The organism is Mesorhizobium sp. 113-3-3 (genome assembly GCF_016756495.1).
Taxonomy (GTDB): Bacteria; Pseudomonadota; Alphaproteobacteria; order Rhizobiales; family Rhizobiaceae; genus Mesorhizobium.
In genome coordinates this window covers 484,055-510,809 of record NZ_AP023243.1, presented here as the reverse complement: position 1 = coordinate 510,809, position 26,755 = coordinate 484,055, and the positions used below count along the sequence as shown (strand labels likewise).

The window sequence follows — 26,755 nt, the reverse complement described above, 5'->3', positions numbered from 1 at the left end:
TTAATTCTTTTTGACCGGATGAGTGTCCCACGTTCGCGTGACCGCTCCCGGCAGTGCGAAGGCTTGGCGGCGTTCAGATTTCGCCGGTCTGCTGGATGTAAGTCTTTGCAATCTCACGCATACGCTTGCCGTCGAAGCTTGGTCCGTGGCCGCCATGGCCGACGCGGATCGGCAGGTCGAGCAGGCGTCGCATGGTGCTGGCATAGGCGGCCCGATCGGAATCCGGCAGGCTGTCGATCAGCGTGTCGTCGTAGATGGCGTCGCCGCTGAAGAACAGCCCGTCGGCCTCGTCGAACAGCGCGATCGAATCCGGCGAATGTCCGGGCAGGTGCAGGACGCGGAACTGCCTGTCGCCGAGATCGATCACGTCGCCCTCGTCAAGCGTCCGCGTCAGCGGTGCCGGGGGGATCTTGTAGTCGGCGGCCCTCCAGCCCGGCGCCGGCAATTCTGACACGGCGCCTTCGAGATCGTGGAACATCCAGGCGTAGGTCGCCGCCTCATCCATGCTCTCGAACTGCGCGGCACTCATCCGCGGCCCCGCCCGCCAAGCAAATTCATGCAGCGAGCCGACATGATCGAGATGGATGTGCGTGGCGACGACCAGCAGCGGCTTGTCCCGTGGCGTATCGATCTGCGGCGCCAGCGGACAGATGCCCATGCCGGTGTCGACCAGGAGGTCGGCGTCGCGGCCGCGCAGATGCCAGATGTTGGCGCGCACATAATCATGCACGAACGGCTCGGTCAGCATCGTCGTTTGTTCGTCGACGGTGCTCTTGCTGAACCACTCCATTAGACGAAAGGCTTCCCGACCTTGTACTTTTCCGGCACCAGCCGCTTCAGATAGGCCATGCCGGCCTCGGACAGCTGGTTGACGTCGGGCTTCATGAAATCATCCGGCATGTGGCGGGTCTTGCCGGCAACGTTCTTCAGCGGCACCTTCTTCAGCACGGTCTTGCTGCCATCATATTGCAGTGCCACCGAGCCGCCGCCCTGTTCGGCGACGGAGACGGCGAAGGCGCCGGCATCGAAGGCCTCCTGCGCGTCGACGGCGCTGATGGCGCCGACATAGCCGCGCGGCATGTAGCCGAGCGCGTCGACGCGAGCCCGCTTGCCCGGCAGGCCTTCGGCCAGTGCGCGTTCGAGGGCTGCCGGCAGGTCGCTGCCCGACAATTTGACGTTGCCATGCGCGTCGCGCTCGAGCTTTTCCGGCGGCACCAGGCTTTCGACCAGCGCCTTGCCGTCGGCGGTGCTTACCCCTTCCGACACGGCGACGATGCAGCGCTTGTGGCGGTCGAGCGTGGCGCGCACGTCGTCGATGAAGCCGGCGGCCGAGAACGGCCGCTCCGGCACGTAGACCAGATGCGGGCCGCTGTCGGGATCGAGCTGCCAGGCCGCCGCCGCCGCGGTCAGGAAACCGGCATGCCGGCCCATGACGATGCCGACATAGATGCCGGGAAGCGCACGGAAATCGAGGTCGACGGAGAGGAAAGCGCCGGCGACGAACTCGGCCGCCGAGATGAAGCCCGGCGTGTGGTCGTTTTCCTCAAGATCATTGTCAATGGTTTTCGGCGCGTGGACGAAGGCGATCGAGCCGCCGGCGGCATCGGTCAGGATCTGCTGCGTGCCCGACGTGTCGTTGCCGCCAATATAGATGAAGGCGTCGGCGCCGGCTTTCTTCAGGCCGTTGAGGATGACATCGCAATAGGCGGCATCTGGCTTGTCGCGCGTCGAGCCGAGTGCCGCGCTCGGCGTTCCCGCGATCAGCCGCAGGCGGTCTTCCGGGATGGCGGACAGGTCGACATAGTTGCCGTCACGGATACCGCGCACGCCATGGATGGAGCCCAGCACCTTGGCGCCGGGATGCCGCTTGCGGATCTCCAGCGTGGCGCCGACCACCGTCTGGTTGATGACGGCGGTTGGGCCGCCGCCTTGCGCGATGACAAAAGTTCCGGCCATTCCTGACGTCTCCCGAGCGATGGTTTTCAAGGCACCTTGGCCTGTCTTTCGCTATCGCGCAACGGGAGAGTCTGGCGGCCGCGAACTGCGGCCGCGATCAGATGACGACGACCGGGTTTTTCTTCGAAACGCGGCTGTAGAGGTCGATAATGTCCTGGTTGATCAGGCGCACGCAGCCCGACGACATCGCCTGGCCGATGCTCCACCATTCGGGCGAGCCGTGGATGCGGTAGCCGGTGTCCTTGCCGTCCTGGTAGATGTAGAGCGCGCGCGCACCGAGCGGGTTGGTCAGGCCGCCGGGCTGGCCGCCCTGCCACTTCACCAGTTCGGGCTTGCGCTGGATCATCTCCGGCGGCGGCGTCCAGGTCGGCCATTCCCTGCCGTACTGGATGTTGGCGCGGCCGGACCAGCGGAAGCCGTCCTTGCCGATGCCGACGCCGTAGCGGATGGCGTCGCCGCCCGGCTGCACGAGATAGAGCATGCGCTCCTTGAGATGAACGACGATGGTGCCGGGCGCCTCGCCGGTCGTGTCGACGACGATCTGGCGGCGGAATTCCGGCTTGACCTTGAGATACGGCACCTCGGGCACGTTGAAACCATTGTCCGTCAAGGCGGCATACATCACATCGGCGCTGGTGACGTTCTTGTCGACGCTGATCGCCGGCCGCATCGGCGGCACGGAACCGGTGACCGTATTGTCGAGCTGGAGCATCGGCATACCACCGTCGCCCGAGGTCGAGCAGCCGGCGGCGCTGAGCAGCGCCAGCGCGCCTGCCCCGGAAAGGACGGCGCGGCGGGAAAGATGATGATCGGTATCGATTGCGTCGCCGTTTCGTGGCGGCGTTAGACCTTGCGGCAACTCACGCATATACCCAAACCCTACGCTGTCGGCGGGAAGCACGGTCCGGCCGCATAGCGGGCATTTTCATCATTCATGGTTGATAAAGCGTGAATGCCTTGCGCTGCCTGGATTTGCGCCTTGCCTGGCGGCACGGGCCGTCCCGAACGGCGTGCCAATCGGGCGCTCCTGCGCAAAAAGACCTAGGTCGGGTCATAATCCCGGCACCGGCCTTTCCTACGCATCGGCGATCAGCGAGGGGCCTCCATGTGCAAGACGTTAAAAACCGACATCACGCTTTTTGCCGCTGCCATTGTCGCGGCCGCCCTGGTTCTCGGTGCCGATGTCAGCCTGGCCGATATCGTGAACACCCTGGGCGGCGCGAACTGACGCCGACCTGCCTTTGGCGCAATTGATATCGTGGCAATTCCGGCACGGCGGTTGCCATCCGGAATTGCGCAAAAAACAGAAAACAGGCCTCTTTACATTCCCCCTGGGCTGAGGATTTATCCTTTTCCTTAACCCAAGGGAGACAGACATGTCCTTCGAGAACTGGGCCGCTTTCGCCGCCGCGTCGACCATCCTCCTCGTCATACCGGGACCAACCATCCTGCTGGTCGTGTCCTATGCGCTCGGCCAGGGCTGGCGCACCGCCTTGCCGATGGCGGTTGGCGTGGCGCTTGGCGACTTCACCGCCATGACCTTGTCGATGCTGGGCATCGGCGCGCTGCTCGCCGCGTCGGCAACCGTCTTCACCATCCTGAAGCTCATCGGCGCCGGCTATCTGATCTATCTCGGCGTAAAGCTGTTTCGCGCCGGCGGCGCGTTGAAGGCCGAACCGCGCACCGATGCGGTGTCCTCGGCCAAGATGATGGCGCATGCCTGGCTGGTCACCGCGCTCAACCCGAAAAGCATCACCTTCTTCGTCGCCTTCCTGCCGCAGTTCCTCGACCGGCATGCCGATTTCTGGACGCAGATGCTGATCTTCGAGACGACCTTCCTGGCACTCGCCTTCGCCAATGCGTTCGGCTACGCGCTGATCGCGGCGCGCGCCCGCAATGTCGTGCGCAATCCCAAGGCGATCCGCATCTTCAACCGCACCGGCGGCACGCTGCTGGTCGGCGCCGGCATCGCCACCGTGGCGATGCGTTCGGGCAATTGATGTCCTGACGCTTGGTGAGGCCCGGAGGGTCTCACCATTTGACGCTGATTCCCACATTGCCCTCGAGGATGCGGCGCTTGTCGCCGCCGAGATTGGTCGTGTAATCGCCGGTGGCAAAGAGGCTGACCTTGTCGGTCACCTCAGCGACCACGCCGCCACCCATCTCGAAGGAGGTCGACCGGCCCTCGGTCGAGATGTCGGTGGTGTCGAAATTGACATGGCTGGTGCCGCCGAAATCGTGCCAGATATTGGCCTTGAGGTAGGGCTGCAGCGCGATACCATTGATCGTGGTCTCGCCCTGCAGCCGCGCGCCCAGCCGGCCGCTGACGCTGTCGTCGGTGTCGAAGGAAACCGACGAGAAGCGGTCGTTGGTGTCGTCGAGCGACAGGTGCTGCCAGACCAGTTGCGCCTGCGGCTCAAGCGTCCAGCCCTGCGCCAGCGCGATGGGATAGCCGCCTTCCAGCGAAGCGGTGACGCCTGTTCCGCCGACATCGATGCCGATGTCGCGCGACGAGGTCGCGTCGCCGCCGAAGAAGGTGGCCATGAGGACACCGTCAAGGTACCAGCCGCTTTGGCCGATGCGGGTCCAGTAGCCGCCGACGCTGGTGCCGCTGACGTCCAGGCTGCCGACGGACAGATCGTTCCATCCCAGTGCCTGGCCGCTCACATCGCCCTTCATGCGGGCATAGGCGACGAACAGGCCGGCGCGATCGATTCCACCTGAGGCGGTGTCGCGGCCGAACACATCGAAGCCCGCCTGGAGGCCGAACAGGTTGCCGTCGAAGGAGGGCGAAACCGTTCCCGACCAGCCCATCTCGGCGTCCTGGCCAAAAATGCGGCCCCAGACCGGCGACAGCTCCGGGTGAGACAACAGACTTTGCTCACCCCGCCTTTCGTGGAACGTGCCGAGCGTCGTCATCGCCAGATGCCCGGCTACCGGCGGTAAGGCCGAATAGACCGGCACCTCGATGCGGTAGAGCACGATTTCCTGACCCGCCGCCGGTACCGGCAGGGCGGGCACGGCAGTCGGCACCACCGGTGGCGGCGGGGGCGGATCCGCCGGCGGCGCCGGTGGTGGTGGTGGCGGTGGTTCGGGTTGAGGGTCGCTGGCCTGCACGGGCGGCGTCGGGTCGACCGGCGGATTGTTGATATCGCCCTCGCTCGGCGGTGGCGTCGGCGGCAGTTCGGAGGGCGGCGGGGGTGGCGGCTCGGCCGCGGGCGGCACCGGTTCAACGGGCGGGGAGGGCTCGAGCGTCGGTGGCGCCGCTGCCGGCGACGTCGGCGTTATCAGCGTCGAGCGCAGGTACCAGTTTTCCTCGCTGCCGGCACTGACGCCGCCCTTGAAAAGGTAGTATTCGAAAGCGCCGGCGGCGACCGGCCCGTCGAGCGCGAAGGTCGAGACGCCTGAGTTGGCGCCGTTGACCGCCTGGACGAGCATGATGCCGTCCTGTGTGGTAGCGGCACCCGCGCCGCCGACATTGACCACGGAAATGCCGGTCGAGCCCGAAGCCGTCCCGCCCGACAGGACCAGCCTGTCGGACGCGGATGAATCGTCGCCGAGTTCGGTCTGGACGAGCAACACGCCGCCAGCCCCGATATAATTGCCCGAAATCGTCAGCCGATCGGTCGCGCCGGTGGTGCCGTTGGTCAGGTCGATGCGCCCGGCATTGGTGACTTGAGCCAGCTGGCCTGATGTGAAGGCCTGGATCGTCGAGTTGAAGCCGCCGCCATAGAGCGTGCTCGAAGCATCGACGCTGAGCGAGCCCGTGCCGGTGCCGCTGTCGCCGAGCACGAGATTGCCGTCGAGCGTCAGCTGCGTGTCGTTGGTGGCGCTGATGCTTTCCCAGTTCTGGACCCGGCCGATCCCGTCCAGCTTGACGTTGTCGAAGGTCAGCGTGTCGGTGCCGAGGCCGCCATTCAGGGCATCCGTGCCGCCGAGATTGGCGTTGGTGAGGTTGCTGAGCTTGGCGGTATCGTTGTCGGCGCCGAGATCGACGGCGCCATAGATGATGCCGCCGCCATTCCAGACGAAACTGTCGGAACCGAAGCTCATCAGCACATCGCCGCCGACCGTGCCGCCGGTGATCGTCACGCTGTCATTGCCGCCGCTGACGCTGATATTGCCGCCGATCGTTCCGCCCGAGAGGATGATGGTGTCCTGGTCGAAGCCGGTGACGAGATTGCGGTCGATGGTGCCGCCGGACATGTTGAAATAGTTCTTGTCGAGCTTCATGTTGACCCGGCCGATGCGGCCGCCGGTCATCACCGCGTTGTCGCCATCGTCGAAGAAATCGACGATGCGCCCGCCCGTCATCGTGAACGTGTCCAGTCCGTCGCCCTGGTTGAGCGATCCGATCTGGCCGCCGCTCATGTTGAAATCGTCGATGCCGGCGCCCTGCTGGACATTGCCGGTTACGGTGCCGCTGCCGATGGTGAAGAAATCCGTGCCGTCGCCCTGGTCGACCGTGCCGGTAATGGTGCCGGACTGCATGTTGATGCGGTCCGCCCCGGCGCCGAAGACGACGTTGCCGCTCACCTGCCCGGTGCCGCCGGCGGGAAAATTCAGCGTGTTGTCGCCGCTGGTATCGGTAAGGCCGCCGCCTGAATCGCCGCTATCGCAGGTGAAGGTGGTGTTTCCGGCCGACGGAACCAGCACGCAGGCCGCCAGGGCCGCGGAATTGGGCAGCAACACAAACGCGGTAGTTGCAAATAAGCTAATAAACCATGGGTGAATTTGCTGCGGCTTTCGCCGCAACAAAGAAATCGACTCATCAACGTTTTCCGAACGGCCGTTCGAACGCTGTATTTTAAAATGCCGCATCGCGTCCCCTCTCAGATCGCGATTACAAGCCCTTCGCCGCGCCGCAATGAAGCCACAATTCGCTCGGTTTTACAAAGCCTAATCTGCATTCCATGGTTGATGAACTGCAAAGGCTATTGGAATAGACCTTGTGAAGTGCGTGATTGGCACGTCCGTGGCTCATGATTTAAGATGGTTTTGGCCTGAAAGGTTCGGGTCTATCGCAGGTCGGTCGGAGGACGTTGCATGGCAATTAGGGACGCACTCGGCCTGACATTTTCGGGCGCCACCGAAGCGGGGTTCACGCCCTACAGCCAGGCTGTGCGGGAACTGCTGTGCTTCATCGGTGATCCCGTCGCCTCCGTCGATCGTGCCATATCGGAGGATCCCGGTTTCGTCATGGCGCATGTCTTCAAGGGCTATCTGTTCGGCCTCGCCACCGAGCGCGACGCGACGGCGGTGGCCAGGGCCTGCCACGAGGCGGCGCTGCCGCTTGCCGCGACGGTGCGCGAAGAGGCGCACGTTCTGGCCCTTGGCCACCTGGCCAACGGGCGCTGGCATGACGCCGCCAGGATTCTCGAGGATATCGCCATCGAGACCCCGCTCGACGGGCTGGCGCTGCAGGTCGGGCACCAGATCGACTTCTTCACCGGCAATGCCCGTATGCTGCGTGACCGCATCGCCCGCGCCTTGCCGTCCTGGCAGAGCGGCATGCCTGGCTACCACGCCATCCTCGGCATGCAGGCCTTCGGGCTGGAGGAAATGGGCGACTATGCCAGAGCCGAAAAGCTTGGTCGCGCGGCGGTCGAGATCGAGCCGCGCGACGGTTGGGCGCAGCATGCGGTCGCGCATGTCATGGAAATGCAAAGCCGGCAAAGGGACGGCATCGCCTGGATGCGCGCCAATCCTGACGCCTGGACAAAGGAGAGCTTCCTGCAGGTGCACAATTGGTGGCACCTGGCGCTGTTCCACTACGATCTCGGCGAGACCGACCAGGTGCTGGCGCTCTATGACGGACCGATCTATGGCACGCCATCGGCGATGGCGTTGAACATGGTCGATGCCTCGGCAATCCTGTGGCGTCTCTATCTCGGCGGCATCGATGTCGGCGACCGCTGGACCGCGCTCGCCGCCAATTGGCCCAAGGCCGGCGCCGGCGACTATGCCTTCAACGATGCGCACGCGATGATGGCGTTTGTTGGCGCCGGGCTCGACGCCCCGGCGCAGACCTTGCTCGACGCGCAGCGCGAGGCCATGCGCGGCATCGGCGACAATACCGCTTTCACGCGGGATGTCGGCCACCCGCTGACGCTAGCGATCAAGGCATTCGGCGAGGGCAACTACACCGAGGCCGTGCAGCTGATCCGGCCGATCCGGGCGATCGCCAACCGCTTCGGCGGCAGCCACGCACAGCGCGATGTCATCGACCTGACGCTGATCGAAGCGGCCTTGCGGGCCGGTGACCGCGCGCTCGCCGGGGCGCTCACGGCGGAGCGTTCGATGGCGCGGCCGGACAGTCCGCTCACTGTGCTGCTTGCGCGACGCGCGGCCGATTTGTCAGAGAATTGACCGCAAGCGGATCTTGCCTTAAAAACTGGCTCAGCCAGATTTTTTCGAGATCCGAAAAAAATAAATGGCATGGGAGGATGACATGTATCTCGGCCTCGACCTGGGCACGTCGGGCGTCAAGGCGCTGCTGATCGATGCCGGACAGACCGTCATCGGTTCCGGCCATGGCTCGCTTGATGTTTCGCGGCCGCATCCCGGCTGGTCCGAACAGGATCCGTCCCACTGGACACGCGCCTGCGAAGACGCGATCGCCGAACTCAAGGCCTCCCATCCCAGGCAGTTCGCGGCGGTGAAAGGCATCGGCCTGTCCGGCCAGATGCATGGCGCCACCTTGCTCGATGCGGCTGATCATGTGCTGCGCCCCTGCATCCTGTGGAACGACACGCGCAGCCATGTCGAGGCGGCCGCGCTCGACGCCGATCCGCGCTTCCGCGCGCTCACCGGCAACATCGTTTTCCCCGGTTTCACCGCGCCCAAGCTCGCCTGGGTGAAGAACAACGAACCCGCCGTCTTCGCCAAGGTGGCGAAGGTGCTGCTGCCGAAGGATTTCCTGCGGCTTTGGCTGACCGGCGAGCACATTTCCGAAATGTCCGATTCCGCCGGCACGTCCTGGCTTGATGTCGGCAAACGCCGCTGGTCGCCCGAATTGCTGGCGGCAACATCGCTCGACGAGAAGCAGATGCCGTCCCTGGTCGAGGGCACTGAGAAAGCCGGCGGTTTGCGCGCCGAATTGGCGTCGAAATGGGGCGTCGAGGCGGGCATCCCGATAGCGGGCGGCGCCGGCGACAATGCGGCTTCGGCCTGCGGCATGGGCACGGTCGGCGCCGGCCATGCCTTTGTCTCTTTGGGCACGTCGGGCGTGCTGTTTGCCGCCAACGCGTCCTATCTGCCCAACCCGGCAAGTGCTGTCCACACCTTCTGCCATGCGTTGCCCGACACCTGGCACCAGATGGGCGTCATCCTGTCGGCGACCGATTCGCTCAACTGGCTGTCGGAAATATCAGGCAAGGGCGCCGGCGAACTGACCGCTGAACTCGGCGATACGCTGAAGGCGCCGACCGGCGTGTCCTTCCTGCCCTATCTCTCGGGCGAGCGCACGCCGCACAATGATTCCGCCATCCGCGGTTCCTTCACCGGGCTGGCGCATGAATCGAGCCGCGCCGTGCTGACGCAGGCGGTGCTCGAAGGCGTTGCCTTTGCCTTCCGCGACAGTCTCGAAGCCTTGAGGACGGCCGGCACCACATTGACCCGCGTTACGGCGATCGGCGGCGGCTCACGCTCGCGCTACTGGCTGAAATCGATCGCCACCGCGCTGCAAGTGCCGGTGGATATTCCAGCCGACGGCGATTTCGGCGCGGCGTTTGGTGCGGCGCGGCTTGGGTTGATCGCGGCGACCGGCGCTGATCCGCTGGCTGTGTGCTCGGCGCCGAGGACGGATGCCACGATCGAGCCGGATGCCAAGCTCGGTGGGGCGTATGCGGACGCTTATCAGCGCTACCGGGCGCTGTATCCGGCGATCAGGGCTGTAACCGCGTGAGCATGTGCGAGGCGCCCCCCTCTGCCCTGCCGGGCATCTCCCCCACAAGTGGGGAGATTGGCAGTGTTGGCGCCCCGCTCATTTTTGCAACGCTGGAGATTGGCGAAAGCCGACGCGACATCCGATCTCCCCCCTTGAGGGGGAGATGGCCGGCAGGCCAGAGAGGGGGGCCTCACGCTGCCTCTACGAAATTAGCCTCACTGCGCCGGCACCTTGTCAAGAAACCCGGTGATGCTCTTCAGGCGGCCGTTCTCGATAATGCCGATGTCGGTGCCTTCGATGACCGAAGGAACGCCCTCGGGCCCGAGATTCCAGGAAAAGCGGATCTTGTCGGCAAACCCGTCCGGCGTGCCCTTCAGCGAAAAACGGAAGCCGGCAAAGCGTTGCTGCACGCCGTCGATCAGCGCCGCGACGCCGTCATGGCCGTCGCCCTGCATCAGCGGATCGCGATAGCTGACGTCTTCGGTGAAGGTAGCCTTCAGCAAATCGGCGCGGCGGCTGGCATCGCTTTCGTTCCAGGCGGTGATGTAGCCCTCGGCGATTTTGTTGAGGTCGGTCATGGTCTGTCTCCTTTGTTTGTTGACATCAGCCTTTTCGACCAGCGCAGGACCGAAACCAATTACGCCTGAGGTAATCAGGGCGAACTATTCGAGAGAGGACAGAAATCATGAGCAGCGGATTTTTCGGCGACATCCAGAAGATCAAATATGAGGGGCCGGATTCGACCAATCCGCTGGCCTACCGCTTCTACAATCCCGACGAGGTGGTTGCCGGCAAGCGGCTGGAAGACCATCTGCGCTTCGCCGTCGCCTACTGGCACTCCTTCGCCTGGCCGGGTGGTGACCCCTTCGGCGGCCAGACCTTCGACCGTCCCTGGTTCCCCAAGGCCGGTGGCATCGACACGATGGAACTGGCGAAACTCAAGGCCGATGTCGCCTTCGAGATGTTCTCGCTGCTCGGCGCGCCCTATTTCTGCTTCCACGACGCCGATGTCCGCCCCGAGGGCAAGGACTTTTCCGAAAGTGCCGCCCGCCTCGATGAGATCGCCGACTATTTTTCGGCCAAGATGAAGCAGACCGGGGTCAAGTTGCTCTGGGGCACGGCCAATCTCTTCTCGCACCGCCGCTTCATGTCGGGTGCCGCCACCAATCCCGATCCGGATGTCTTTGCCTATGCGGCGGCGACGGTGAAAAGCTGCATCGACGTCACCAAGCGGCTGAAGGGCGAGAATTACGTGCTGTGGGGCGGCCGCGAGGGCTATGAGACGCTGCTCAACACCGACCTTGCCCGCGAGCAGGAACAGGCCGGCCGCTTCCTCAGCCTCGTCGTCGACTACAAGCACAAGATCGGCTTCAAGGGCACCATCCTGATCGAACCGAAGCCGCAGGAGCCGACCAAGCATCAGTACGACTACGACGTCGCCACCGTTTACGGCTTCCTGAAGCGCTTCGGCCTGGAGAAGGAAGTAAAACTCAACATCGAGCAGGGCCACGCCATCCTCGCCGGCCATTCCTTCGAGCACGAGCTGGCGCTGGCCAATGCGCTCGGCGTCTTCGGCTCCATCGACATGAACCGCAACGACTATCAGTCGGGCTGGGACACCGACCAGTTCCCCAACAACGTGCCGGAGATGGCGCTGGCCTACTACCAGGTCCTGCAGGCCGGTGGCTTCAAGACCGGCGGCACCAATTTCGACGCCAAGCTGCGCCGCCAGTCGCTCGATCCGCAGGACCTGCTGATCGGTCATATCGGCGGCATGGATGCCTGCGCACGCGGCCTCAAGGCCGCCGCCCGCATGGTTGAGGACAAGGCGCTGTCGGCGCCGTTGGCCGAGCGCTATGCCGGTTGGAACACGGCGGAAGGCAAGGCGATGCTGTCGGGCAAGCGCACGCTGGAGGACATCGCGGAGCGCGTGGTCAAGAAGAAGATCGAACCGCAGCCGCGCTCCGGCCGCCAGGAATTGCTGGAAAACATCGTCAACCGCTACGTCTGAAGCCCGGCTTCTGGACCGACATCTGCCTGACGTGGCTGAAAGCCGCCGTGATCGCCTTTTGCTAGTCCGCTCTCCCGAAGGGAGATGACAATGGCAAACGGGCGCATCACGGTGCGCAAGGCGCAGGCGGGCGACGTCGCGGCCTTGAAGCAAGTGCTGCGGGAAACCTTCGAAGGCACCTGGCTGCCCCACATCACCCAGGCATCGGCGCAGCGCTATGTCGAAACCGATCTTGGCGGGCGTTATGTCGAGGAAAGTTGGCCGGAGTTCACCATTGCCGAGATCAACAATGAGATCGCCGGCCTGATCCATTGGCGCGGCGATTTCATCGAAGCCGTGCATGTAAGGGCCAGCCATCAGGGCCAGGGCGTCGGCGGCAAGCTGCTGTCGCACGCCGAGCAGGCGATTCGCGCCGCCGGATACCGCCGGGTGCGGCTCGAGACCGACACGTTCAACGAACGCGCCCAGAATGTCTACAAGGCGCTCGGCTATGTCGAAAAAGACCGCTATCCCGATGACGAATGGGACAGCGGCTTCACCACCGTGCTGTTCGAGAAACGGCTGGGCTGACCTCCCTCTGATTCGGACTTTCGCGCGCGGAACGGCTTTGCGCCAAGGCGCCCATCTGGCGACAAGGTTTTGCCCTTGGCCGCCCCTCAATGACCTCGCTCCTGCCTTCAAACTGCCGTCACGTATCTCGTATAAGAGGGGCCTGTGGCGGGTGAAAAGGAAGGAGGCGAACCGATATGCAGCATGAACGCGAAATCGACGCCCTGCTCTCATCCGGGGAGACCGGATCGATCATTGACCGGCTGATGGCGCTGCCGCGGCCGACCGACGACGTGAAGAACGAATGGGATCGCGCCGTCAGCAACCGTTTTGAAGTCCGGCTGGTGAGACAGATGCGCTCGCAGATCGACGCCGGCAGCGACAGGCAGAACGCCGCTTAATCCCTGATCTAACCCCGGCGCAACCTGACCGGGGCTTCGCCGAACGCTCTTGAAAATGCTCTGGAAAATGCCGCGGCGGACGAGAATCCTGTCCGCCCGGCAATATCCGCCATGGCCACCCGCGTGTCGACCACCAGCCGGCGCGCGGCCCCCAGGCGCAGCCTGAGATAATAGGCCCCCGGCGTCTCGCCGATCGACTTGCGAAAGATGCTTTCCAGCGTACGCGCCGTCACGCCGGCGCGCTTGGCTATGGCTTCAATGGTCAGCGGCTGGTCGACATGCGCTTCCATCAGCCGGATGGCTTGCGCCAGGCGTGGATCATAGCCGTCGAGCCGGCCAAGCGAGACCAGCGGCTGCGCATCGGTCGCCACGCGCGCCTGGTCGTAGATGAACGCGCTTGCCACATCGAGCGCCACCGCCATGCCGAGCCGGGTGCGAATCAGGTGCAGCATCAGGTCGAGCGTCGGCGACGCGCCGCCCGTGGTGAACACCGGTCCGTCGATGATGTAGCGATCGGGGCGCACGTCGACGCCGGGAAAGGCCGAAGAAAAATCCTCCATGTCCTCCCAATGGGTGGTGGCGCTGCGCCCTTCCAGCAGGCCGGCGCGCGCCACCAGCCATGTGCCCGCCTCGACGCCGCCGCAGGCGCGGGCCGACCGCGCAGCGCGGCGCAGGCCGGCGAGCAAGGCCGACGTGGCATAATTCTGCGTGCCGAAGCCCGCGACGACGATCAGGACATCGGTTGTATCAGTAGCATCGAACCGGCCGCTCACCGCTATGGGCAGGCCGCATGTCGTGACCGGCGCCTCCCCCGTCACCGAAACCAGCTTGAAGTCGAACAAGGTTTCTCCGGCGATGCGGTTGGCGGCGCGCAGCGGATCGACGGCGCACGCCACGCACATTATGGACGCCCCGGAAAACACCAGCAGCGTCACCTTGAGCGGCGACTGCTCGGCATGAAAGATTGTCGCTTTTTCGTTTTTTATCATGTCGTCTTCGTAAAGCGCAAAGCAGCCGCCTGCAAGTCGCGCAATGTTATGCGGGTCCCTGTGCATGTCGTTGTCCCAAACCGGTTCCCACTTTTGGGCGACATGCATGGCTGTTCGAATTGGGAGGAGAATTCCATGCCGCTTGCGATGAACCGTGAGGTTTTCATTACCTGTGCCGTGACCGGGTCCGGCGGTTCGCAGGATCGCTCTCCGCATGTGCCGCGTTCGCCCAAGCAGATCGCCGATTCGGCCATCGACGCGGCCAAGGCCGGCGCGGCGATCGTCCACTGCCATGTCCGCGACCCCGAGACCGGCAAACCGCGCCGCGATGTGCATCTCTACCGCGAAGTCACAGAGCGTATCCGTGACGCCAACGTCGACGTGGTGCTGAATCTCACCGCCGGCATGGGCGGCGACATGGTGTTCGGCTCGCCGGAAGCGCCGCTGCCGCTCAATGAGAAGGGCACCGACATGGGCGGCGCCACCAACCGCATGGAACATGTCCGCCAATGCCTGCCGGAAATCTGCACCCTTGACTGCGGCACCATGAACTTCGCCGAAGCCGACTATGTCATGACCAACACGCCCGGCATGCTGCGCGCGATGGGCGGCATGATGACGGCGCTCGGTGTCAAGCCGGAGATCGAGGCTTTCGACACCGGCCATCTCTGGTTCGCCAAGCAGCTGGTCGAGGAGAAGGTGCTCAACCCCGACGCGCTGGTGCAGCTCTGCATGGGCGTGCCGTGGGGCGCGCCTGACGATCTCAACACCTTCATGGCCATGGTCAACAACGTGCCCTCGACCTGGAACTGGTCGGCTTTCGCCATCGGCCGCAACCAGATGGCCTATGCCGCGGCCGCCGTGCTCGCCGGCGGCAATGTCCGCGTCGGTCTGGAAGACAATCTTTGGCTCGACAAGGGCGTGCTGGCCACCAACGCGCAGCTCGTCGAGCGCGCCGCCAGCATCGTGACCAATCTCGGCGCCCGGATCCTCGGGCCGGAGGAAGTGCGCAAGAAGCTTAATTTGACCAAGCGGGCGCCGATCGCAGCCGCGGCATAAAGCGGAGGTTTGAGATGGCCACCGTCAAATTCACCGCGATGAAGGATGGCGACAAGGACGACTACGAGTTCCTGACCGCCCATGAAATCGACTATGCCGCCAGGACCGGCGAGCGGCTGCTCGACGCGCTGGTGCAGCTCGACGAGGGCCTGTCCGGCTACAAGATCACCCGGCTCGGCCATTCGTTGCAGGCGGCGACCCGCGCCTGGCGCGACGGCGCCGACACCGACTGGATCGCCTGCGCGCTGCTGCACGACATCGGCGACATCTACGCGCCCTACAATCACGACGAATACGCCGCTTCGATCCTGAAACCCTTCGTGCGCGAGCAATGCACCTGGGTGGTGGAAAAGCACGGCGACTTCCAGCGGCTCTATTACGCCCATCATCTCGGCGGCGACCGCCATGCGCGCGACCGCTTCGCCGGCCACGCCTATTTCGATGATTGCGACCAGTTCTGCGAGCGCTGGGACCAGTCGAGCTTCGACCCCGATTACGAGACGCTGCCGATCGAATTCTTCCGGCCCTTCGTGCTCGAAGTCTTCGCCCGCAAGGCCTACGACGCAGCCGTGATCCGCGCCGGCGAGCGTGTGCCTCTCATTGATCCCGAAACAGCCAGGACAAGAACCGGAGCTTCCGCATGAGCATCATCAACAAGGCGGCCGCCATTGGCGGCGGTGTCATCGGCGCCGGCTGGGTGGCGCGGCTGCTGCTCAACGGCATCGACGTGTCCATCTTCGATCCGGATCCGGAAGCCTCGCGCAAGGTCTCGGAAGTGATGAAGGGCGCGCGCCGCGCCTACAAGCAGATGGTACCCGGCGGCCTGCCGAAAGAGGGCAAGCTGACCTTCGCCAAGACCATCGCCGAGGCGGTGGCCGATGCCGATTTCATCCAGGAAAGCGTGCCGGAACGGCTCGACCTCAAGCACAAGGTGCTGGCCGAGATCGATGCCCATGCCCCGGCCAACGCCATTGTCGGCTCCTCGACCTCCGGCATCAAGCCGACCGACATGCAGGTGGCGATGAAGAAGCATCCGGAGCGGCTGGTCGTCGGCCACCCGTTCAACCCGGTCTACCTCCTGCCGCTGGTCGAAATCGTCGGCGGCGACCAGACTTTTCCGGAGGCCATCGAGGTCGCCAAGGAGATCTATGCCTCGATCGGCATGAAGCCTGTGGTCATCCGCAAGGAGATCGAGGCCTTCGTCGGCGACCGCCTGCTGGAAGCGGCATGGCGCGAGGCGCTGTGGCTGATCAAGGACGGCATCTGCACCGTCGAGGAACTCGACGACATCATGCGCTATGGCTTCGGCCTGCGCTGGGCGCAGATGGGCATGTTCCAGGTCTATCGCGTCGCCGGTGGCGAGGCCGGCATGCGCCACTTCATGGCGCAGTTCGGACCTTGCCTGAAATGGCCGTGGACCAAGCTGATGGACGTGCCGGAATTCAACGACGAACTGGTCGACCTGATCGCCACCCAGTCGGACGACCAGGCGCATGGCCTGTCGATCCGTGAGCTGGAAAAGATCCGCGACGACAATCTGGTCGCGATCATGGACGCGCTTTCGAAGCAGAACAAGGGCAAGGGCTGGGGTGCCGGCGCACTGCACAAGGATTACACCAAGCAGCTCGCCAAGCTGGCGGCGAAGAAGCCGGCGGCTTCCAAGGCCGCCGAGAAGGCCAAGGCCGCCAAGCCGGTAAAGAAGGCGGAAAAGCCGAAGAAAAAGAAGAAGGTCTGAGACGATGGATTTCGGTCTTTCGGACGAACAGAAACTCATCGTTGAGACGACTCGCGCCTTCGTCGAGAATGAGCTCTACCCGCATGAGCGCGAGGTCGAGCGCACCGGCGTGCTGCGCCGCGAACTGATCGAGGAGATCAAGGCCAAGGCGATCGAGGCCGGTCTCTACGCCGCCAACATGCCCGCGGATGTCGGTGGCGCAGGCCTCGATACCGTGACCTGGCTGCTCTACGAAAAGGAACTCGGCCGCGCCAATTACGCGCTGCACTGGACCTGCGTCGCGCGTCCCTCCAACATCCTGCTGGCCGGCACGCCCGAGCAGCGCGAAAAATACCTGTTCCCTTGCATCCGTGGCGAGAAATGGGACTGCCTGGCGATGACCGAGCCGGGCGCCGGCTCCGACCTGCGTGGTATGAAGGCGACCGCGGTGCAGGACGGCGACGACTGGGTGCTGAACGGCACCAAGCATTTTATCTCCCACGCCGATCTCGCTGATTTCGCCATCGTCTTCATGGCTTCCGGCGAAGAGGATTCGCCGCGCGGCAAGCGCAAGAAGATCACCGCCTTCTTTGTCGACAAGGGCACAAAGGGGTTCACGGTGCGCGACGGCTACCGCAACGTCTCGCATCGCGGCTACACCAACGCCATCCTCGAATTCGACGATTGCCGCCTGCCGGCGAGCCAGGTTCTGGGCGAAGTGCACAAGGGCTTCGACGTCGCCAATTCCTGGCTTGGCGCCACCCGCCTGCAGGTCGGCGCCACCTGTCTCGGCCGCGCCGAGCGGGCGCTTGGCCACGCCGTCGAGTACGCCGCGCAGCGCCAGCAATTCGGCCAGCAGATTGGCAAGTTCCAGGGCGTGTCTTTCAAGCTCGCCGACATGGCGACGGAATTGAAGGCCGCCGACCTGATGGTGTTCGAAGCTGGCTGGAAGTACGATCAGGGGACTGTCACCGACCAGGACATGGCCATGGCCAAACTTAAAGCCACCGAAATGCTGGCTTACGTTGCCGACGAGGCGATCCAGATCCATGGCGGCATGGGGCTGATGGACGACCTGCCGCTGGAGCGCATCTGGCGCGACGCCCGCGTCGAGCGCATCTGGGAAGGCACGTCGGAGATTCAGCGACACATTATTTCGCGGGCGCTGCTGCGTCCGTTCGGAGCTTAGAGCATGATGCGCCCAGGCCGGGATCCGGCTTTGTCGGACAAACGAGATCGTTTGTCCTGAGATCGCGCTCAAACGAAAAGATGACCATGCATAAACTCGAACGTCTCTTGCGCCCGAAATCGATCGCCGTCTTCGGCGGCGTGCAGGCCGCCGCCGTCGTCGCGCAATCCATCAAGATGGGCTTTGCCGGCGAAATCTGGCCGGTGCACCCGACCAAGGACGAAGTCGCCGGCCGCAAGGCCTATCGGTCGGTCGCCGATCTGCCCGGCGCGCCGGATGCAGCCTTTGTCGGCGTCAACCGGCATCTCACCATCGAGGTCATCAAGGCGCTGGCCGAGCGCGGCGCCGGCGGCGCCGTCTGCTTTGCCGCCGGCTTCCTCGAGACCGAGGCCTATGACGACGATGGCGAGCGGCTGCAGGCCGAACTGGTCGCCGCGGCCGGCGAGATGCCGATCATCGGGCCGAATTGCTACGGCCTGATCAACTATGCCGACGGCGCGCTGCTCTGGCCCGACCAGCATGGCGGCATCAGGCTGGAGGAGGGCGGCAAGGGTGTTGCCATCATCACCCAGTCCTCCAACATCGCCATCAACATGACGATGCAGAAGCGCGGCCTGCCGATCGCCTTCCTCATGACCGCCGGCAACCAGGCGCAGACCGGCCTCTCCGAAATGGCGCTTGGCCTGATCGAGGATGAGCGGGTGACATCGCTCGGCCTGCACATCGAGGCTTTTGACTCCGTAGCCGGCTTCGAACGGTTGGCCGCCAGGGCGCGCGAGCTGAAAAAACCGATCATTGCCATGAAGGTCGGCCGCTCCGAACAGGCGCGGCAGGCGACGGTTTCGCATACCGCCTCGCTCGCCGGCTCGGATGCGGCCTCGGGCGCCTTCCTGAGGCGGCTCGGCATTGCGCGTGTCGATTCCATCCCCGCCTTCATCGAGGCGCTGAAGCTGCTGCACGTCACCGGTCCGCTGCCCGGCTATCGCCTCTCGTCGATGAGCTGTTCGGGCGGCGAAGCCTCCGTCATGGCCGACAGCGCCGAAGGCCGCTGGGTCAATTTCCCGGTGCTGACGGAAACGCACCGAGCCCATGTCAAGTCGACGCTTGGGCCGCTGGTCGCGGTCGCCAATCCGTTGGACTATCACACCTTCATCTGGAACAACGAGCCGGCGATGACCGCCACCTTCACCGCCATGGTGTCGGGCGGTTTTGATCTCAACATGCTGGTGCTCGACTTTCCGCGCCCGGACCGCTGCTCGGTCACCGACTGGTGGGCGACGCTGCGCGCCTTCGAATCGGCGCTGAAGACCAACAAGGCGCACGGCGCCATCGTCTCCTCGCTGCCGGAAAACCTGCCCGAGGAATACACCGCCGAATTGATGGCGCGCGGCATGGTGCCGCTGTTCGGCATTTCCGAGGCGATGGATGCCGCGGGCGCGGCAGCCTTCATCGGCTGGGCTTGGGCTGAGCCGCAGGCGCAGCCGGTCGACACCTCTGCTTCCGGCGCTGCCGGAGGCGAGCATGTCACGCCCGACGAGGCTGAAGCCAAGGCGCGGCTGATCAAGGCCGGGCTTCCCGTGCCGAAGGGCGAGCGCGCCGGCAATGCGGTCGAGGCGGTGATCTCCTCGATGGCGCTCGGCTTTCCCGTCGCGCTGAAGGCGCTGGGCGTCACCCACAAATCCGAGGTCGGCGCCGTCAGGCTCAACCTCAAGGACGCCGAATCCGTCAGCACGGCAGCGCATGACCTGCTGCCCCTCGGCACCGGGCTCTATGTCGAGCGCATGGTGCGCGACGGCGTCGCCGAACTGATCGTCGGCTTCACCAGGGATCCGATGTTCGGCGCTGTCATGACGCTCGGCACCGGCGGCGTTCTGGTTGAGCTGCTGCGCGACAGCGTCACGCTGATGCTGCCGGCGACCCGTGACGACATCGAGGCGGCCCTGCGCGGCCTCAAACTGTTCCCGCTGCTTGAAGGCTATCGCGGCCGGCCGAAGGCCGACGTCGCGGCCGCCATCGACGCCATCGCGGGCATTGCCGGTTTCGTGCAGAAGAATGCCGGCGAGATCGAGGAACTCGACATCAACCCGCTGATCGTCTGCGTCGAAGGCAAGGGCGCCTGGATTGCCGATGCGCTGCTGGTGCTGGGAGAAAACAAGAATGTCTGACGTCATTTCGACCCGTCGCGAAGGCTCGATCCTCGAGGTCACGCTCGACCGGCCCAAGGCCAACGCCATCGACCTCAAGACCTCGCGGCTGATGGGCGAGACCTTCAAGGCGTTCCGCGACGACCCGGAACTGCGCGTTGCCATCGTCAAGACGGCCGGCGACAAGTTCTTCTGCGCCGGCTGGGACCTCAAGGCAGCCGCCGGCGGCGACGCGGTCGACGGCGACTATGGCGTCGGCGGCTTTGCCGGCCTTCAGGAATTGCGCGACCTGAACAAGCCGGTCATCGCTTGCGTCAACGGCATGGCGGTGGGCGGCGGCTTCGAGCTGGCGCTGTCCTGCGACCTCATCTACGCCTCCGATCATTCCTCCTTCGCGCTCCCCGAAATCCGCGCCGGCACGCTGGCCGACGCGGCGACGATCAAGCTGCCGAAGCGCATTCCCTATCATGTCGCCATGGACCTCTTGCTCACCGGCCGCTGGATGGATGTCGCCGAAGCGCATCGCTGGGGCCTGGTCAACGAGGTGCTGCCCAAGGAAAAGCTCGAGGACCGCGTCTGGGAGATCGCAAGGCTGCTCGCCAGCGGCCCGCCGCTGGTGTTTGCGGCGATCAAGGAGACCGCGCGCGTGGCCGAGGCGCTGACCTTCCAGGACGCCATGAACAAGGTGACGCGCCGGCAACTGGCGACGGTCGATGCGCTGTACGGTTCGGAGGACAATATGGAAGGGTTCCGCGCCTTCGCCGAAAAGCGCGATCCGGTGTGGAAGGGCAAGTGACTTTACCCTCCCCTTGATGGGGAGGGTCGGACCGAAGGTGCGGGGTGGGGTGAAGCGCTGCCACCCCCACCCGCCGCTCCGCGGCGACCTCCACAATCAAGGGGGAGGTAAAGGAGTTCCATGACCGACTACACAAAACTCATCGACGCCGAGACCTGGGCCTTCATCGAGCGGACCAATTCCTACTATCCGCCCGATACGATCGACTACACGATCACCCAGCAGCGCGAGATCTATGACCGCATGTGCCGGGAGTTCTTTGCCAGCTACCCCCAGGGCGTGACGGTCGAAACCTCCGCCATCGCAACGCCCACGCACGACATCCCGATCCGCACCTACCGAAGCGCCCCGCAGCCGGCGGCGACCGTGCTCTACATCCATGGCGGCGGCTTCATCCTTGGCGGGCTGGACAGCCATGACGATGTCTGCGCCGAACTCTGCGGCCGCACCGGCTACGAGGTTGTCTCGGTCGACTACCGCCTGGCGCCGGAGCATCTGCATCCGGCAGCCTTCGATGATGCGATGAGCGCCTTCGCATGGGCTGCGTCCAGCCGCGACCGCCCCATCCTGCTCTGCGGCGACAGCGCCGGCGGCAATCTCTGCGCCGCAGTTGCGCACGCCACGCGCAGCCATGCGAAGTCGCCGGTGGGCCAGGTCCTGATCTATCCCGGCCTCGGCGGCGACCGTTCGAAGGGTTCCTATGTGATCCATGCCGAGGCGCCGATGCTGACCATGCGCGATCTCGAATTCTACAAGCACATCCGCACCGGCGGGCAGGATCGCAGCGGCGATGCGACGCTGGCGCCGCTGGCCGATACCGACTTCGCCAGGCTGCCGCCGACAGTCCTGATCACCGCGCAGTGCGACCCGCTGTCTTCAGACGGCGAAACCTATCGCGACCGCATCATCGCGGGCGGCGGGCGGGCCACATGGTTCGACGAACCGGGCCTGGTGCATGGCTATCTCAGGGCCCGGCACACGGTCGGTCGCGCCCGCGAAAGTTTCACCCGAATTGTCGATGCGGCGGCCGCGCTGGGGAAGGGCAGCTGGCTCTGGTAAGCGCGGCGCAACTCAGAGATCGGCCCCGCGCCTACAACGCGGCTTTCACCTGACCCCGCCGCAGCGGAATCACATTGCCAGGCTTGCTGTTCACGGTCGTCCGCAGCGCGATGCTGAAACAGGCGCCGCCGCCTGGCGCATCGGCCACTGAGACATGGCCGCCCTGCCGGCTGACGATTTCCCGCACCAGATTGGTGGCGCTGGGCGTCATGCAGAATCCCCGTTCGCACAAGGCGTAATGCAGGCGCAATCCCGAGCAGGCAGACCCATCGCGTAGGTGGCCAACAGCAAGGAAACGACCGCAATCATGACCAGGTTCGCAACCGCGTTGGCGCTCCTCCTTTGTGCCGCGACGCTGAGTGCATGCGTCGACACGGACGATTACCGCGACCGCCCTTGGCGTGATCACCACTGGCGCGACCGTGACCACAGGCCCGACAGGCCGTGGCGCCCTGACAGGCCTTGGCGCCCCGATAGACCTGACAGGCCATGGCGCCCCGACAGGCCGGATAGGCCGGATCGCCCCGACTGGCCGGATCGGCCGGACCGGCCTGACAGACCAGACTGGCCGGGCAGACCAGATCGTCCGGATCGGCCAGACCGACCCGACAGGCCGGACCGTCCAGAACGCCCCGATTGCGGTGGACCAGCAATCGATTGTGCGCCAGCGCCGGACATACAGCCCGACGGCCCGGACTGCGCTGGCGGCCTGGCGGCGACGCCGTCGCCCGATTGTATGGAGCCGCGCCGACCGCGCCGGAATCCGTGATGGCGGGTGGCGCACATGCGGGCCTTTATAGCTCAGGCCAAAACCTGCTCTCTAATTCCTATACAGCCAGCGACTATCTGGTCTAGGTGACAGAAATAGCCTCGTTTCACGCCACCGAGGCCGCCGCCGCCCGGCCGGCGCCGCGGCCGGAGAAGATGCAGCCACCAAGGAACGTGCCTTCCAGCGCCGCGTAGCCATGCACGCCGCCGCCGCCGAAGCCGGCGGCTTCGCCCACGGCATAGAGCCCCGGTACCGGCTGGCCGTCCGCGCCCAGCACGCGGCTGTCGAGATCGGTCTGCAGGCCGCCCAGCGTCTTGCGCGTCAGGATGTTGAGGCGCACCGCGATCAGCGGGCCGTTTGCGGGGTCGAGCATCTTGTGCGGCCTAGCCGTGCGGATGAGCTTGTCGCCGAGATAGGCCCGCGCGCCACGCAGCGCGGTGATCTGCATGTCCTTGGAGAACGGATTGTCGAGCTGCCTGTCGCGGGCGCGGATTTCGCGCTCGACCTCGGCGACATCGAGCAGCGGCTCGCCACCCGCCAACGCATTCATGCGGGCAACCAGTTTCGAGAGATCGGCCTCGACGATGAAATCCTCGCCCTTCTCCATGAAGGCTTTCACCGGACCCGGGATGCCCGATGTCGCGCGACCGAGCACCTGGCGCCAGCTTTTTCCTGTCAGGTCCGCGTTCTGCTCCGAGCCCGACAGCGCGACCTCCTTCTGGATGATTTTCCTGGTCAGGATGAACCAGGAATAGTCGAAGCCGGTGCTCATGATGTGGCTGAGCGTGCCCAGCGTATCGAAACCGGGATAGAGCGGCACCGGCAGTCGCTTACCCCTGGCGTCGAGCCAGAGTGAGGACGGGCCGGGCAGGATGCGGATCGCATGCTCGGTCCAGATCGGCGCCCAGTTCCTGATGCCTTCGACATAGTGCCACATGCGGTCGCGGTTGATGATCGAACCACCGGCCTGTTCCGTGATGGCGAGCATGCGGCCGTCGACATGGTCCGGCACGCCGGTGATCATGCGTTTGGGCGCGGCGCCCAGCCGCTTCGGCCAGTTTTCCCGCACCAACTGATGGTTGGCGCCGATGCCGCCCGAGGCGACGATCACCGCTTGCGCATGCAGCTCGAAATCGCCCGATATTTCGCGCGAACTCTTGTGGCCGCGCTCGACGGTGCTGGGCCGAAGGATATCGCCGCGCACACCGGTCACGACAGCGCCCGTCCGTGTCAGGTGGTTGACCCGATGGCGGAACTTGAAGCTGACCAATCCACGCTTTTGCGCCTCGCGCACGCGCTGCACGAATGGTTCGAGCACGCCGGGGCCGGTGCCCCAGGTGATGTGGAAGCGCGGCACCGAATTGCCGTGGCCGATGGCATTGCCGCCACCGCGCTCGGCCCAGCCTACGACGGGAAAGAATTTCAAGCCGCGCTGCAGCAGCCAGGACCGCTTCTCGCCAGCGGCGAAACCGACATAGGCCTCCGCCCATTTGCGCGGCCAGAAATCCTCCGGCCGGTCGAAGGCGGCGGTGCCCATCCAGTCCTCAAGCGCCAGATCGTGCGAATCACGGATGCGCATGCGCCGCTGCTCGAGCGAATCGACGAGGAAAAGCCCGCCGAACGACCAGAACGCCTGGCCGCCCAGCGACTGTTCCGGCTCCTGCTCGACGATGATGATCTTCTTGCCGCCCTCAGCCAGTTCGACGGCGGCAACCAGCCCGGCAAGGCCGGCGCCGACAATGATCACGTCCGCGTCGTCAGCCATATTTCCTCCCAGAATTAGCCGGCTAACGCAATTCCAGGAAAAGTGTGAAGCGGTTTTCCGTCCGGAATTGCGTCAAAATAAGAGTTAGACGGCCTCCCAGCCGTCCTTGCCGCCGGCGCGGAAGACGGCGTCGATGACCTTCTGGTTGAGCACGGATTCCTCCAGCGTGAAGACACGCTCCTTGCCCCCCTGCGCGGCGCGCGCGAAGGTTTCGACCTCCAGCCGGTACTGTTGCGTGCCGGGGAAGCGGAACACCTGCGCCTCGGTGTGGTTCTGGTTGTGCAGTTCGACGCGGTGATGGTCGTAGAGCCCGGCATTGAACGGCGAAAAGACCTCGATGAAACCCTTCTCGCCGTGGAACACCATCACCTGGCGCGCCGCCATCTGCGTCGACAAATAGAAGGACAGTTCGAAATCGCCGAAATCGGCGCGGATCGAGGAGTAGATGTCGGTGCCGAATTTTTTGTCACGCTCGATCGTCGCCTGGACGCGGCTGGGCTCCTTGCCGGTCGAAAACCGCGTCGACACGGTCGGATAGACGCCGATGTCAGGCAATGCGCCACCGCCGAGATCGAGCTGGTTGCGCATATTGTTGGGGTCGACATTGTAGTAGGAGAACGCGCCCTGCACATGGCGCAGCCGGCCGATGGCGCCGCTGGCGATGAGATCGCGCACCTTGATCCATTGCGGGTGGTAGATGACCATGAAGGCTTCGCAGACCAGCACCTTCTTGGCGTCGCGCAGCTTGATCAGGGGGAGAATGTCCTTGGCGTCGAGCGCCAGAGGCTTCTCGACCAGCACATGTTTTCCCGCCTCGATCGCCTTCGCAGCCCATTCGACATGCTGCGAAGTCGGCAGCGGAATGTAGACGCCGTCGATGTCCTTGGAGGCCAGCAATTCCTCATAGGAGCCGAACGCATGGCGCGCGCCGAAGCGCTCGGCCAGGGCCTTGGCCTTCGACAGGTCGCGGCTGGCGATCGCCGACAGCACGCCGTTCTCCGCCTCGACGATTGCCGGCAACAACTGCTCGCGGCCGATCTTGGCCGTCGACAACACACCCCATCGGAACATCACGCTTCTCCATGTCGGTTATTTCAGACGAGGTTTGCCCGAAATCGACGGAAAAGCCAATGACCGAAGGCCGTCCCAGATCAGCCCCGCTTCCCCGTCAGCGACATGTCGAAGTCGACGACGTTGGAGTAGAGGGGTGTGCCGACATCCATGCCGTAGCGTGAGCGCAGCACCTTGCCGGTGACATGGAACTTGATCGTTCCGCCCTTCAACCCATCGAGTTCGGCGGTGAATTTTTCCGCAAACGTCTTGCCGCGCGCCGTCAACCTGCCGGTGACGAGGGCCGATGTGTCGCCGGTGCGGGTCACGCTGGTCGAGCGGAACTGGATCTCCGGGCTGTTGGCCGCATCGAAAACCGCGTCGGAGCGCAGGAACGCATCGATGCGGCTCTGGCCGGTGCCGACGCTCTCCGGATAGATGGTGAGGTCGACCTTCGAGCGGCCGACATCGCCATTGTCGATGCGGATCGTGCCCTTGAAGCGGGCGAAGGCGCCGTCAAAGCCGCCGCCGCCGGCCTTGCCTATGGTGAAACGGATGCTGGAGGCCGCCGGGCTGATCGTGTAGCTGCCGGCGGCGTCGCTCAACGCCACCGCCGCGGCTGCGGGCACGGCAAGGCATGCGGCAAAAGCCGCGAATCCAAGGATGCGCGCATGCATGGGATTGTTCCTTTCCTCGAGGCAACGCTGGTTCGCGTCCTCACCCCCACAAACGCGCCGGCTGCCCGCTCTATTCCCTACCTGACGAAGGTGTGATCATGCGCGTGAGCACGCTGTCGCGCAGCAGGAGATGGTGGCGGAGCGCGGCGGCAACATGCAGTGCGACGAGCGCGATGCCGGCATAGGCGAGATACCAGTGCGCGGCCGCCCAGAAGCTTTCGGCGGCATCGGATTCGGTGAGCGGCAAATTGGGCATCACGAACAGGTTGAACGGCATGGTCGGGATTTCCAGCGTCGACACCGAAACCAGTGCCCAGCCGGACAAGGGCAGGGCGACCTGGAAGGCATAAAGCGCCAGATGCGCGAGCGGCGCCGTTCGCCGCTCCAGCGTGCCGACCGAAGTGGGCAAAGGCGGGGTCGCGTTGCCAAGCCGCCAGGCGATGCGCAGGATGATGAGGCCAAGCAGCAGAAAACCTAGCGATTTATGCAACTGGATCAGCTCGAAGGCGGAGCGCTGACTGGTCAGCCGAACCATGATGAAGCCAAGGGCGAACTGGCCGATGAAGATGATGCCGATCAGCCAATGCAGGAGGATGGTTGCCCAGCCGTAGCGGGTTGGCGTGTTGGTGATTGAGCTCTGCATGCGAGACAAACGTTGCCGACCCGCGCTTTCTTCCCCCCTCCCCCTTGTGGGGAGGGTCGATCCGCGCAGCGGATCGGGGTGGGGGTCTTCGTAGGG

At 64.7% G+C, this 26,755-nt stretch carries 25 protein-coding genes; 14 read left to right on the top strand and 11 right to left on the bottom strand.

Translation table 11 applies throughout. From position 1 onward, the window contains the following. Positions 1-73 precede the first annotated feature (73 nt). The 3 genes from JG746_RS02295 to JG746_RS02285 form a co-directional block, all read right to left on the bottom strand. On the bottom strand, positions 74-790 hold the full coding sequence (locus tag JG746_RS02295) for an MBL fold metallo-hydrolase (protein WP_202356706.1): 717 nt from the start codon (positions 788-790) through the stop codon (positions 74-76). Further along, positions 790-1,956, bottom strand: a complete 1,167-nt coding sequence (locus tag JG746_RS02290; protein WP_202356705.1) for a diphosphate--fructose-6-phosphate 1-phosphotransferase — start codon at positions 1,954-1,956, stop codon at positions 790-792. Before JG746_RS02290 ends, JG746_RS02295 begins: the two co-directional genes overlap by 1 nt. 97 nt (positions 1,957-2,053) lie before the next feature. Next, a complete protein-coding gene (locus JG746_RS02285) occupies positions 2,054-2,824 on the bottom strand; it encodes a L,D-transpeptidase (RefSeq protein WP_244730642.1) in 771 nt (256 codons plus the stop codon). Between the two features lie 237 nt (positions 2,825-3,061). Between JG746_RS02285 and JG746_RS37630 the strand changes: the two genes are divergently transcribed. Both JG746_RS37630 and JG746_RS02280 read left to right on the top strand, forming a co-directional pair. Next, positions 3,062-3,184, top strand: coding sequence for a hypothetical protein (locus JG746_RS37630; RefSeq protein ID WP_274609321.1), 123 nt, complete (start codon positions 3,062-3,064; stop codon positions 3,182-3,184). Positions 3,185-3,332: 148 nt separating this feature from the next. Further along, entirely contained in the window at positions 3,333-3,956 is a 624-nt protein-coding gene (locus JG746_RS02280) for a LysE family translocator (protein ID WP_202356704.1), read from the top strand. Positions 3,957-3,987: 31 nt separating this feature from the next. Here JG746_RS02280 and JG746_RS02275 read toward each other — a convergent pair whose 3' ends face one another. After that, positions 3,988-6,777 (bottom strand): autotransporter family protein, encoded by a 2,790-nt coding sequence (locus JG746_RS02275; RefSeq protein ID WP_202356703.1) that lies wholly within the window; start codon positions 6,775-6,777, stop codon positions 3,988-3,990. 225 nt (positions 6,778-7,002) lie between these two features. Here JG746_RS02275 and JG746_RS02270 point away from each other — a divergent pair, with 225 nt between their 5' ends. Then, the gene (locus JG746_RS02270) at positions 7,003-8,325 is read left to right on the top strand and encodes a tetratricopeptide repeat protein (protein ID WP_202356702.1); all 1,323 of its coding nucleotides are present in this window, start codon (positions 7,003-7,005) and stop codon (positions 8,323-8,325) included. A gap of 82 nt (positions 8,326-8,407) precedes the next feature. Continuing rightward, the gene (gene xylB, locus JG746_RS02265; protein WP_202359232.1) at positions 8,408-9,862 is read left to right on the top strand and encodes a xylulokinase; all 1,455 of its coding nucleotides are present in this window, start codon (positions 8,408-8,410) and stop codon (positions 9,860-9,862) included. 197 nt (positions 9,863-10,059) lie between these two features. On the opposite strand, the gene JG746_RS02260 is transcribed toward xylB, so the two are convergent. After that, entirely contained in the window at positions 10,060-10,422 is a 363-nt protein-coding gene (locus JG746_RS02260; RefSeq protein ID WP_202356701.1) for a nuclear transport factor 2 family protein, read from the bottom strand. A 107-nt stretch (positions 10,423-10,529) separates the two neighbouring features. On the opposite strand from JG746_RS02260, the gene xylA reads away from it, so the two are divergent. The 3 genes from xylA to JG746_RS02245 all read left to right on the top strand — a co-directional run bounded on the left by xylA (position 10,530) and on the right by JG746_RS02245 (position 12,805). Continuing rightward, positions 10,530-11,855 carry a xylose isomerase gene (gene xylA / locus JG746_RS02255; RefSeq protein WP_202356700.1) on the top strand — a complete coding sequence of 442 codons (1,326 nt, stop codon included), beginning with the start codon at positions 10,530-10,532 and terminating at the stop codon, positions 11,853-11,855. 90 nt (positions 11,856-11,945) lie between these two features. Beyond that, positions 11,946-12,425: a GNAT family N-acetyltransferase gene (locus JG746_RS02250; protein ID WP_202356699.1), complete on the top strand. Its 480-nt coding sequence runs from the start codon at positions 11,946-11,948 to the stop codon at positions 12,423-12,425. A 176-nt stretch (positions 12,426-12,601) separates the two neighbouring features. Next, positions 12,602-12,805, top strand: coding sequence for a hypothetical protein (locus tag JG746_RS02245; RefSeq protein ID WP_095203128.1), 204 nt, complete (start codon positions 12,602-12,604; stop codon positions 12,803-12,805). An 8-nt stretch (positions 12,806-12,813) separates the two neighbouring features. Here the strand turns inward: JG746_RS02245 and JG746_RS02240 are convergent, their stop codons facing one another. Then, entirely contained in the window at positions 12,814-13,794 is a 981-nt protein-coding gene (locus JG746_RS02240) for a GlxA family transcriptional regulator (protein ID WP_202356698.1), read from the bottom strand. A gap of 135 nt (positions 13,795-13,929) precedes the next feature. Between JG746_RS02240 and JG746_RS02235 the strand changes: the two genes are divergently transcribed. From JG746_RS02235 to JG746_RS02205, 7 genes are all read left to right on the top strand, one after another. Then, positions 13,930-14,853 (top strand): 3-keto-5-aminohexanoate cleavage protein, encoded by a 924-nt coding sequence (locus tag JG746_RS02235; RefSeq protein WP_032933947.1) that lies wholly within the window; start codon positions 13,930-13,932, stop codon positions 14,851-14,853. Between the two features lie 14 nt (positions 14,854-14,867). Then, on the top strand, positions 14,868-15,497 hold the full coding sequence (locus JG746_RS02230; RefSeq protein WP_202356697.1) for an HD domain-containing protein: 630 nt from the start codon (positions 14,868-14,870) through the stop codon (positions 15,495-15,497). Then, positions 15,494-16,588, top strand: coding sequence for a carnitine 3-dehydrogenase (locus JG746_RS02225; RefSeq protein WP_202356696.1), 1,095 nt, complete (start codon positions 15,494-15,496; stop codon positions 16,586-16,588). Before JG746_RS02230 ends, JG746_RS02225 begins: the two co-directional genes overlap by 4 nt. A gap of 4 nt (positions 16,589-16,592) precedes the next feature. Continuing rightward, complete coding sequence (locus JG746_RS02220) at positions 16,593-17,756, top strand: acyl-CoA dehydrogenase family protein (protein ID WP_202356695.1); 1,164 nt, start codon at positions 16,593-16,595, stop codon at positions 17,754-17,756. A gap of 86 nt (positions 17,757-17,842) precedes the next feature. After that, entirely contained in the window at positions 17,843-19,921 is a 2,079-nt protein-coding gene (locus JG746_RS02215; RefSeq protein ID WP_202356694.1) for an acetate--CoA ligase family protein, read from the top strand. Continuing rightward, positions 19,914-20,696, top strand: a complete 783-nt coding sequence (locus JG746_RS02210; protein ID WP_202356693.1) for a carnitinyl-CoA dehydratase — start codon at positions 19,914-19,916, stop codon at positions 20,694-20,696. Before JG746_RS02215 ends, JG746_RS02210 begins: the two co-directional genes overlap by 8 nt. A 120-nt stretch (positions 20,697-20,816) precedes the next feature. Next, a complete protein-coding gene (locus JG746_RS02205) occupies positions 20,817-21,755 on the top strand; it encodes an alpha/beta hydrolase (RefSeq protein WP_202356692.1) in 939 nt (312 codons plus the stop codon). Positions 21,756-21,786: 31 nt separating this feature from the next. Here JG746_RS02205 and JG746_RS37060 read toward each other — a convergent pair whose 3' ends face one another. The 5 genes from JG746_RS37060 to JG746_RS02180 form a co-directional block, all read right to left on the bottom strand. Then, positions 21,787-21,966, bottom strand: a complete 180-nt coding sequence (locus JG746_RS37060; protein WP_244730641.1) for a hypothetical protein — start codon at positions 21,964-21,966, stop codon at positions 21,787-21,789. Positions 21,967-22,630: 664 nt separating this feature from the next. Beyond that, entirely contained in the window at positions 22,631-24,289 is a 1,659-nt protein-coding gene (locus tag JG746_RS02195; RefSeq protein WP_202356691.1) for an FAD-binding dehydrogenase, read from the bottom strand. A gap of 84 nt (positions 24,290-24,373) precedes the next feature. Continuing rightward, on the bottom strand, positions 24,374-25,360 hold the full coding sequence (locus JG746_RS02190) for a Gfo/Idh/MocA family protein (protein ID WP_202356690.1): 987 nt from the start codon (positions 25,358-25,360) through the stop codon (positions 24,374-24,376). An 80-nt stretch (positions 25,361-25,440) separates the two neighbouring features. After that, positions 25,441-26,016 carry a YceI family protein gene (locus tag JG746_RS02185; RefSeq protein ID WP_202356689.1) on the bottom strand — a complete coding sequence of 192 codons (576 nt, stop codon included), beginning with the start codon at positions 26,014-26,016 and terminating at the stop codon, positions 25,441-25,443. Between the two features lie 70 nt (positions 26,017-26,086). Then, positions 26,087-26,659: a cytochrome b gene (locus JG746_RS02180; protein ID WP_202356688.1), complete on the bottom strand. Its 573-nt coding sequence runs from the start codon at positions 26,657-26,659 to the stop codon at positions 26,087-26,089. Between the last annotated feature and the right edge of the window lie 96 nt (positions 26,660-26,755).

Coding starts and splice junctions, on each gene's coding strand:
- xylB (WP_202359232.1), top strand. CDS start 8,408: ATGTATCTCGGCCTCGACCTGGGCACGTCGGGCGTCAAGGCGCTGCTG.
- JG746_RS02235 (WP_032933947.1), top strand. CDS start 13,930: ATGCCGCTTGCGATGAACCGTGAGGTTTTCATTACCTGTGCCGTGACC.
- JG746_RS02205 (WP_202356692.1), top strand. CDS start 20,817: ATGACCGACTACACAAAACTCATCGACGCCGAGACCTGGGCCTTCATC.
- JG746_RS02220 (WP_202356695.1), top strand. CDS start 16,593: ATGGATTTCGGTCTTTCGGACGAACAGAAACTCATCGTTGAGACGACT.
- JG746_RS02230 (WP_202356697.1), top strand. CDS start 14,868: ATGGCCACCGTCAAATTCACCGCGATGAAGGATGGCGACAAGGACGAC.
- JG746_RS02280 (WP_202356704.1), top strand. CDS start 3,333: ATGTCCTTCGAGAACTGGGCCGCTTTCGCCGCCGCGTCGACCATCCTC.
- xylA (WP_202356700.1), top strand. CDS start 10,530: ATGAGCAGCGGATTTTTCGGCGACATCCAGAAGATCAAATATGAGGGG.
- JG746_RS02210 (WP_202356693.1), top strand. CDS start 19,914: ATGTCTGACGTCATTTCGACCCGTCGCGAAGGCTCGATCCTCGAGGTC.
- JG746_RS02190 (WP_202356690.1), bottom strand. CDS start 25,360: ATGTTCCGATGGGGTGTGTTGTCGACGGCCAAGATCGGCCGCGAGCAG.
- JG746_RS02275 (WP_202356703.1), bottom strand. CDS start 6,777: ATGCGGCATTTTAAAATACAGCGTTCGAACGGCCGTTCGGAAAACGTT.
- JG746_RS02260 (WP_202356701.1), bottom strand. CDS start 10,422: ATGACCGACCTCAACAAAATCGCCGAGGGCTACATCACCGCCTGGAAC.
- JG746_RS02225 (WP_202356696.1), top strand. CDS start 15,494: ATGAGCATCATCAACAAGGCGGCCGCCATTGGCGGCGGTGTCATCGGC.
- JG746_RS02215 (WP_202356694.1), top strand. CDS start 17,843: ATGCATAAACTCGAACGTCTCTTGCGCCCGAAATCGATCGCCGTCTTC.
- JG746_RS02245 (WP_095203128.1), top strand. CDS start 12,602: ATGCAGCATGAACGCGAAATCGACGCCCTGCTCTCATCCGGGGAGACC.
- JG746_RS02295 (WP_202356706.1), bottom strand. CDS start 790: ATGGAGTGGTTCAGCAAGAGCACCGTCGACGAACAAACGACGATGCTG.
- JG746_RS02180 (WP_202356688.1), bottom strand. CDS start 26,659: ATGCAGAGCTCAATCACCAACACGCCAACCCGCTACGGCTGGGCAACC.
- JG746_RS02270 (WP_202356702.1), top strand. CDS start 7,003: ATGGCAATTAGGGACGCACTCGGCCTGACATTTTCGGGCGCCACCGAA.
- JG746_RS02195 (WP_202356691.1), bottom strand. CDS start 24,289: ATGGCTGACGACGCGGACGTGATCATTGTCGGCGCCGGCCTTGCCGGG.
- JG746_RS02290 (WP_202356705.1), bottom strand. CDS start 1,956: ATGGCCGGAACTTTTGTCATCGCGCAAGGCGGCGGCCCAACCGCCGTC.
- JG746_RS02285 (WP_244730642.1), bottom strand. CDS start 2,824: ATGCGTGAGTTGCCGCAAGGTCTAACGCCGCCACGAAACGGCGACGCA.
- JG746_RS37060 (WP_244730641.1), bottom strand. CDS start 21,966: ATGACGCCCAGCGCCACCAATCTGGTGCGGGAAATCGTCAGCCGGCAG.
- JG746_RS02185 (WP_202356689.1), bottom strand. CDS start 26,016: ATGCATGCGCGCATCCTTGGATTCGCGGCTTTTGCCGCATGCCTTGCC.
- JG746_RS37630 (WP_274609321.1), top strand. CDS start 3,062: ATGTGCAAGACGTTAAAAACCGACATCACGCTTTTTGCCGCTGCCATT.
- JG746_RS02240 (WP_202356698.1), bottom strand. CDS start 13,794: ATGATAAAAAACGAAAAAGCGACAATCTTTCATGCCGAGCAGTCGCCG.
- JG746_RS02250 (WP_202356699.1), top strand. CDS start 11,946: ATGGCAAACGGGCGCATCACGGTGCGCAAGGCGCAGGCGGGCGACGTC.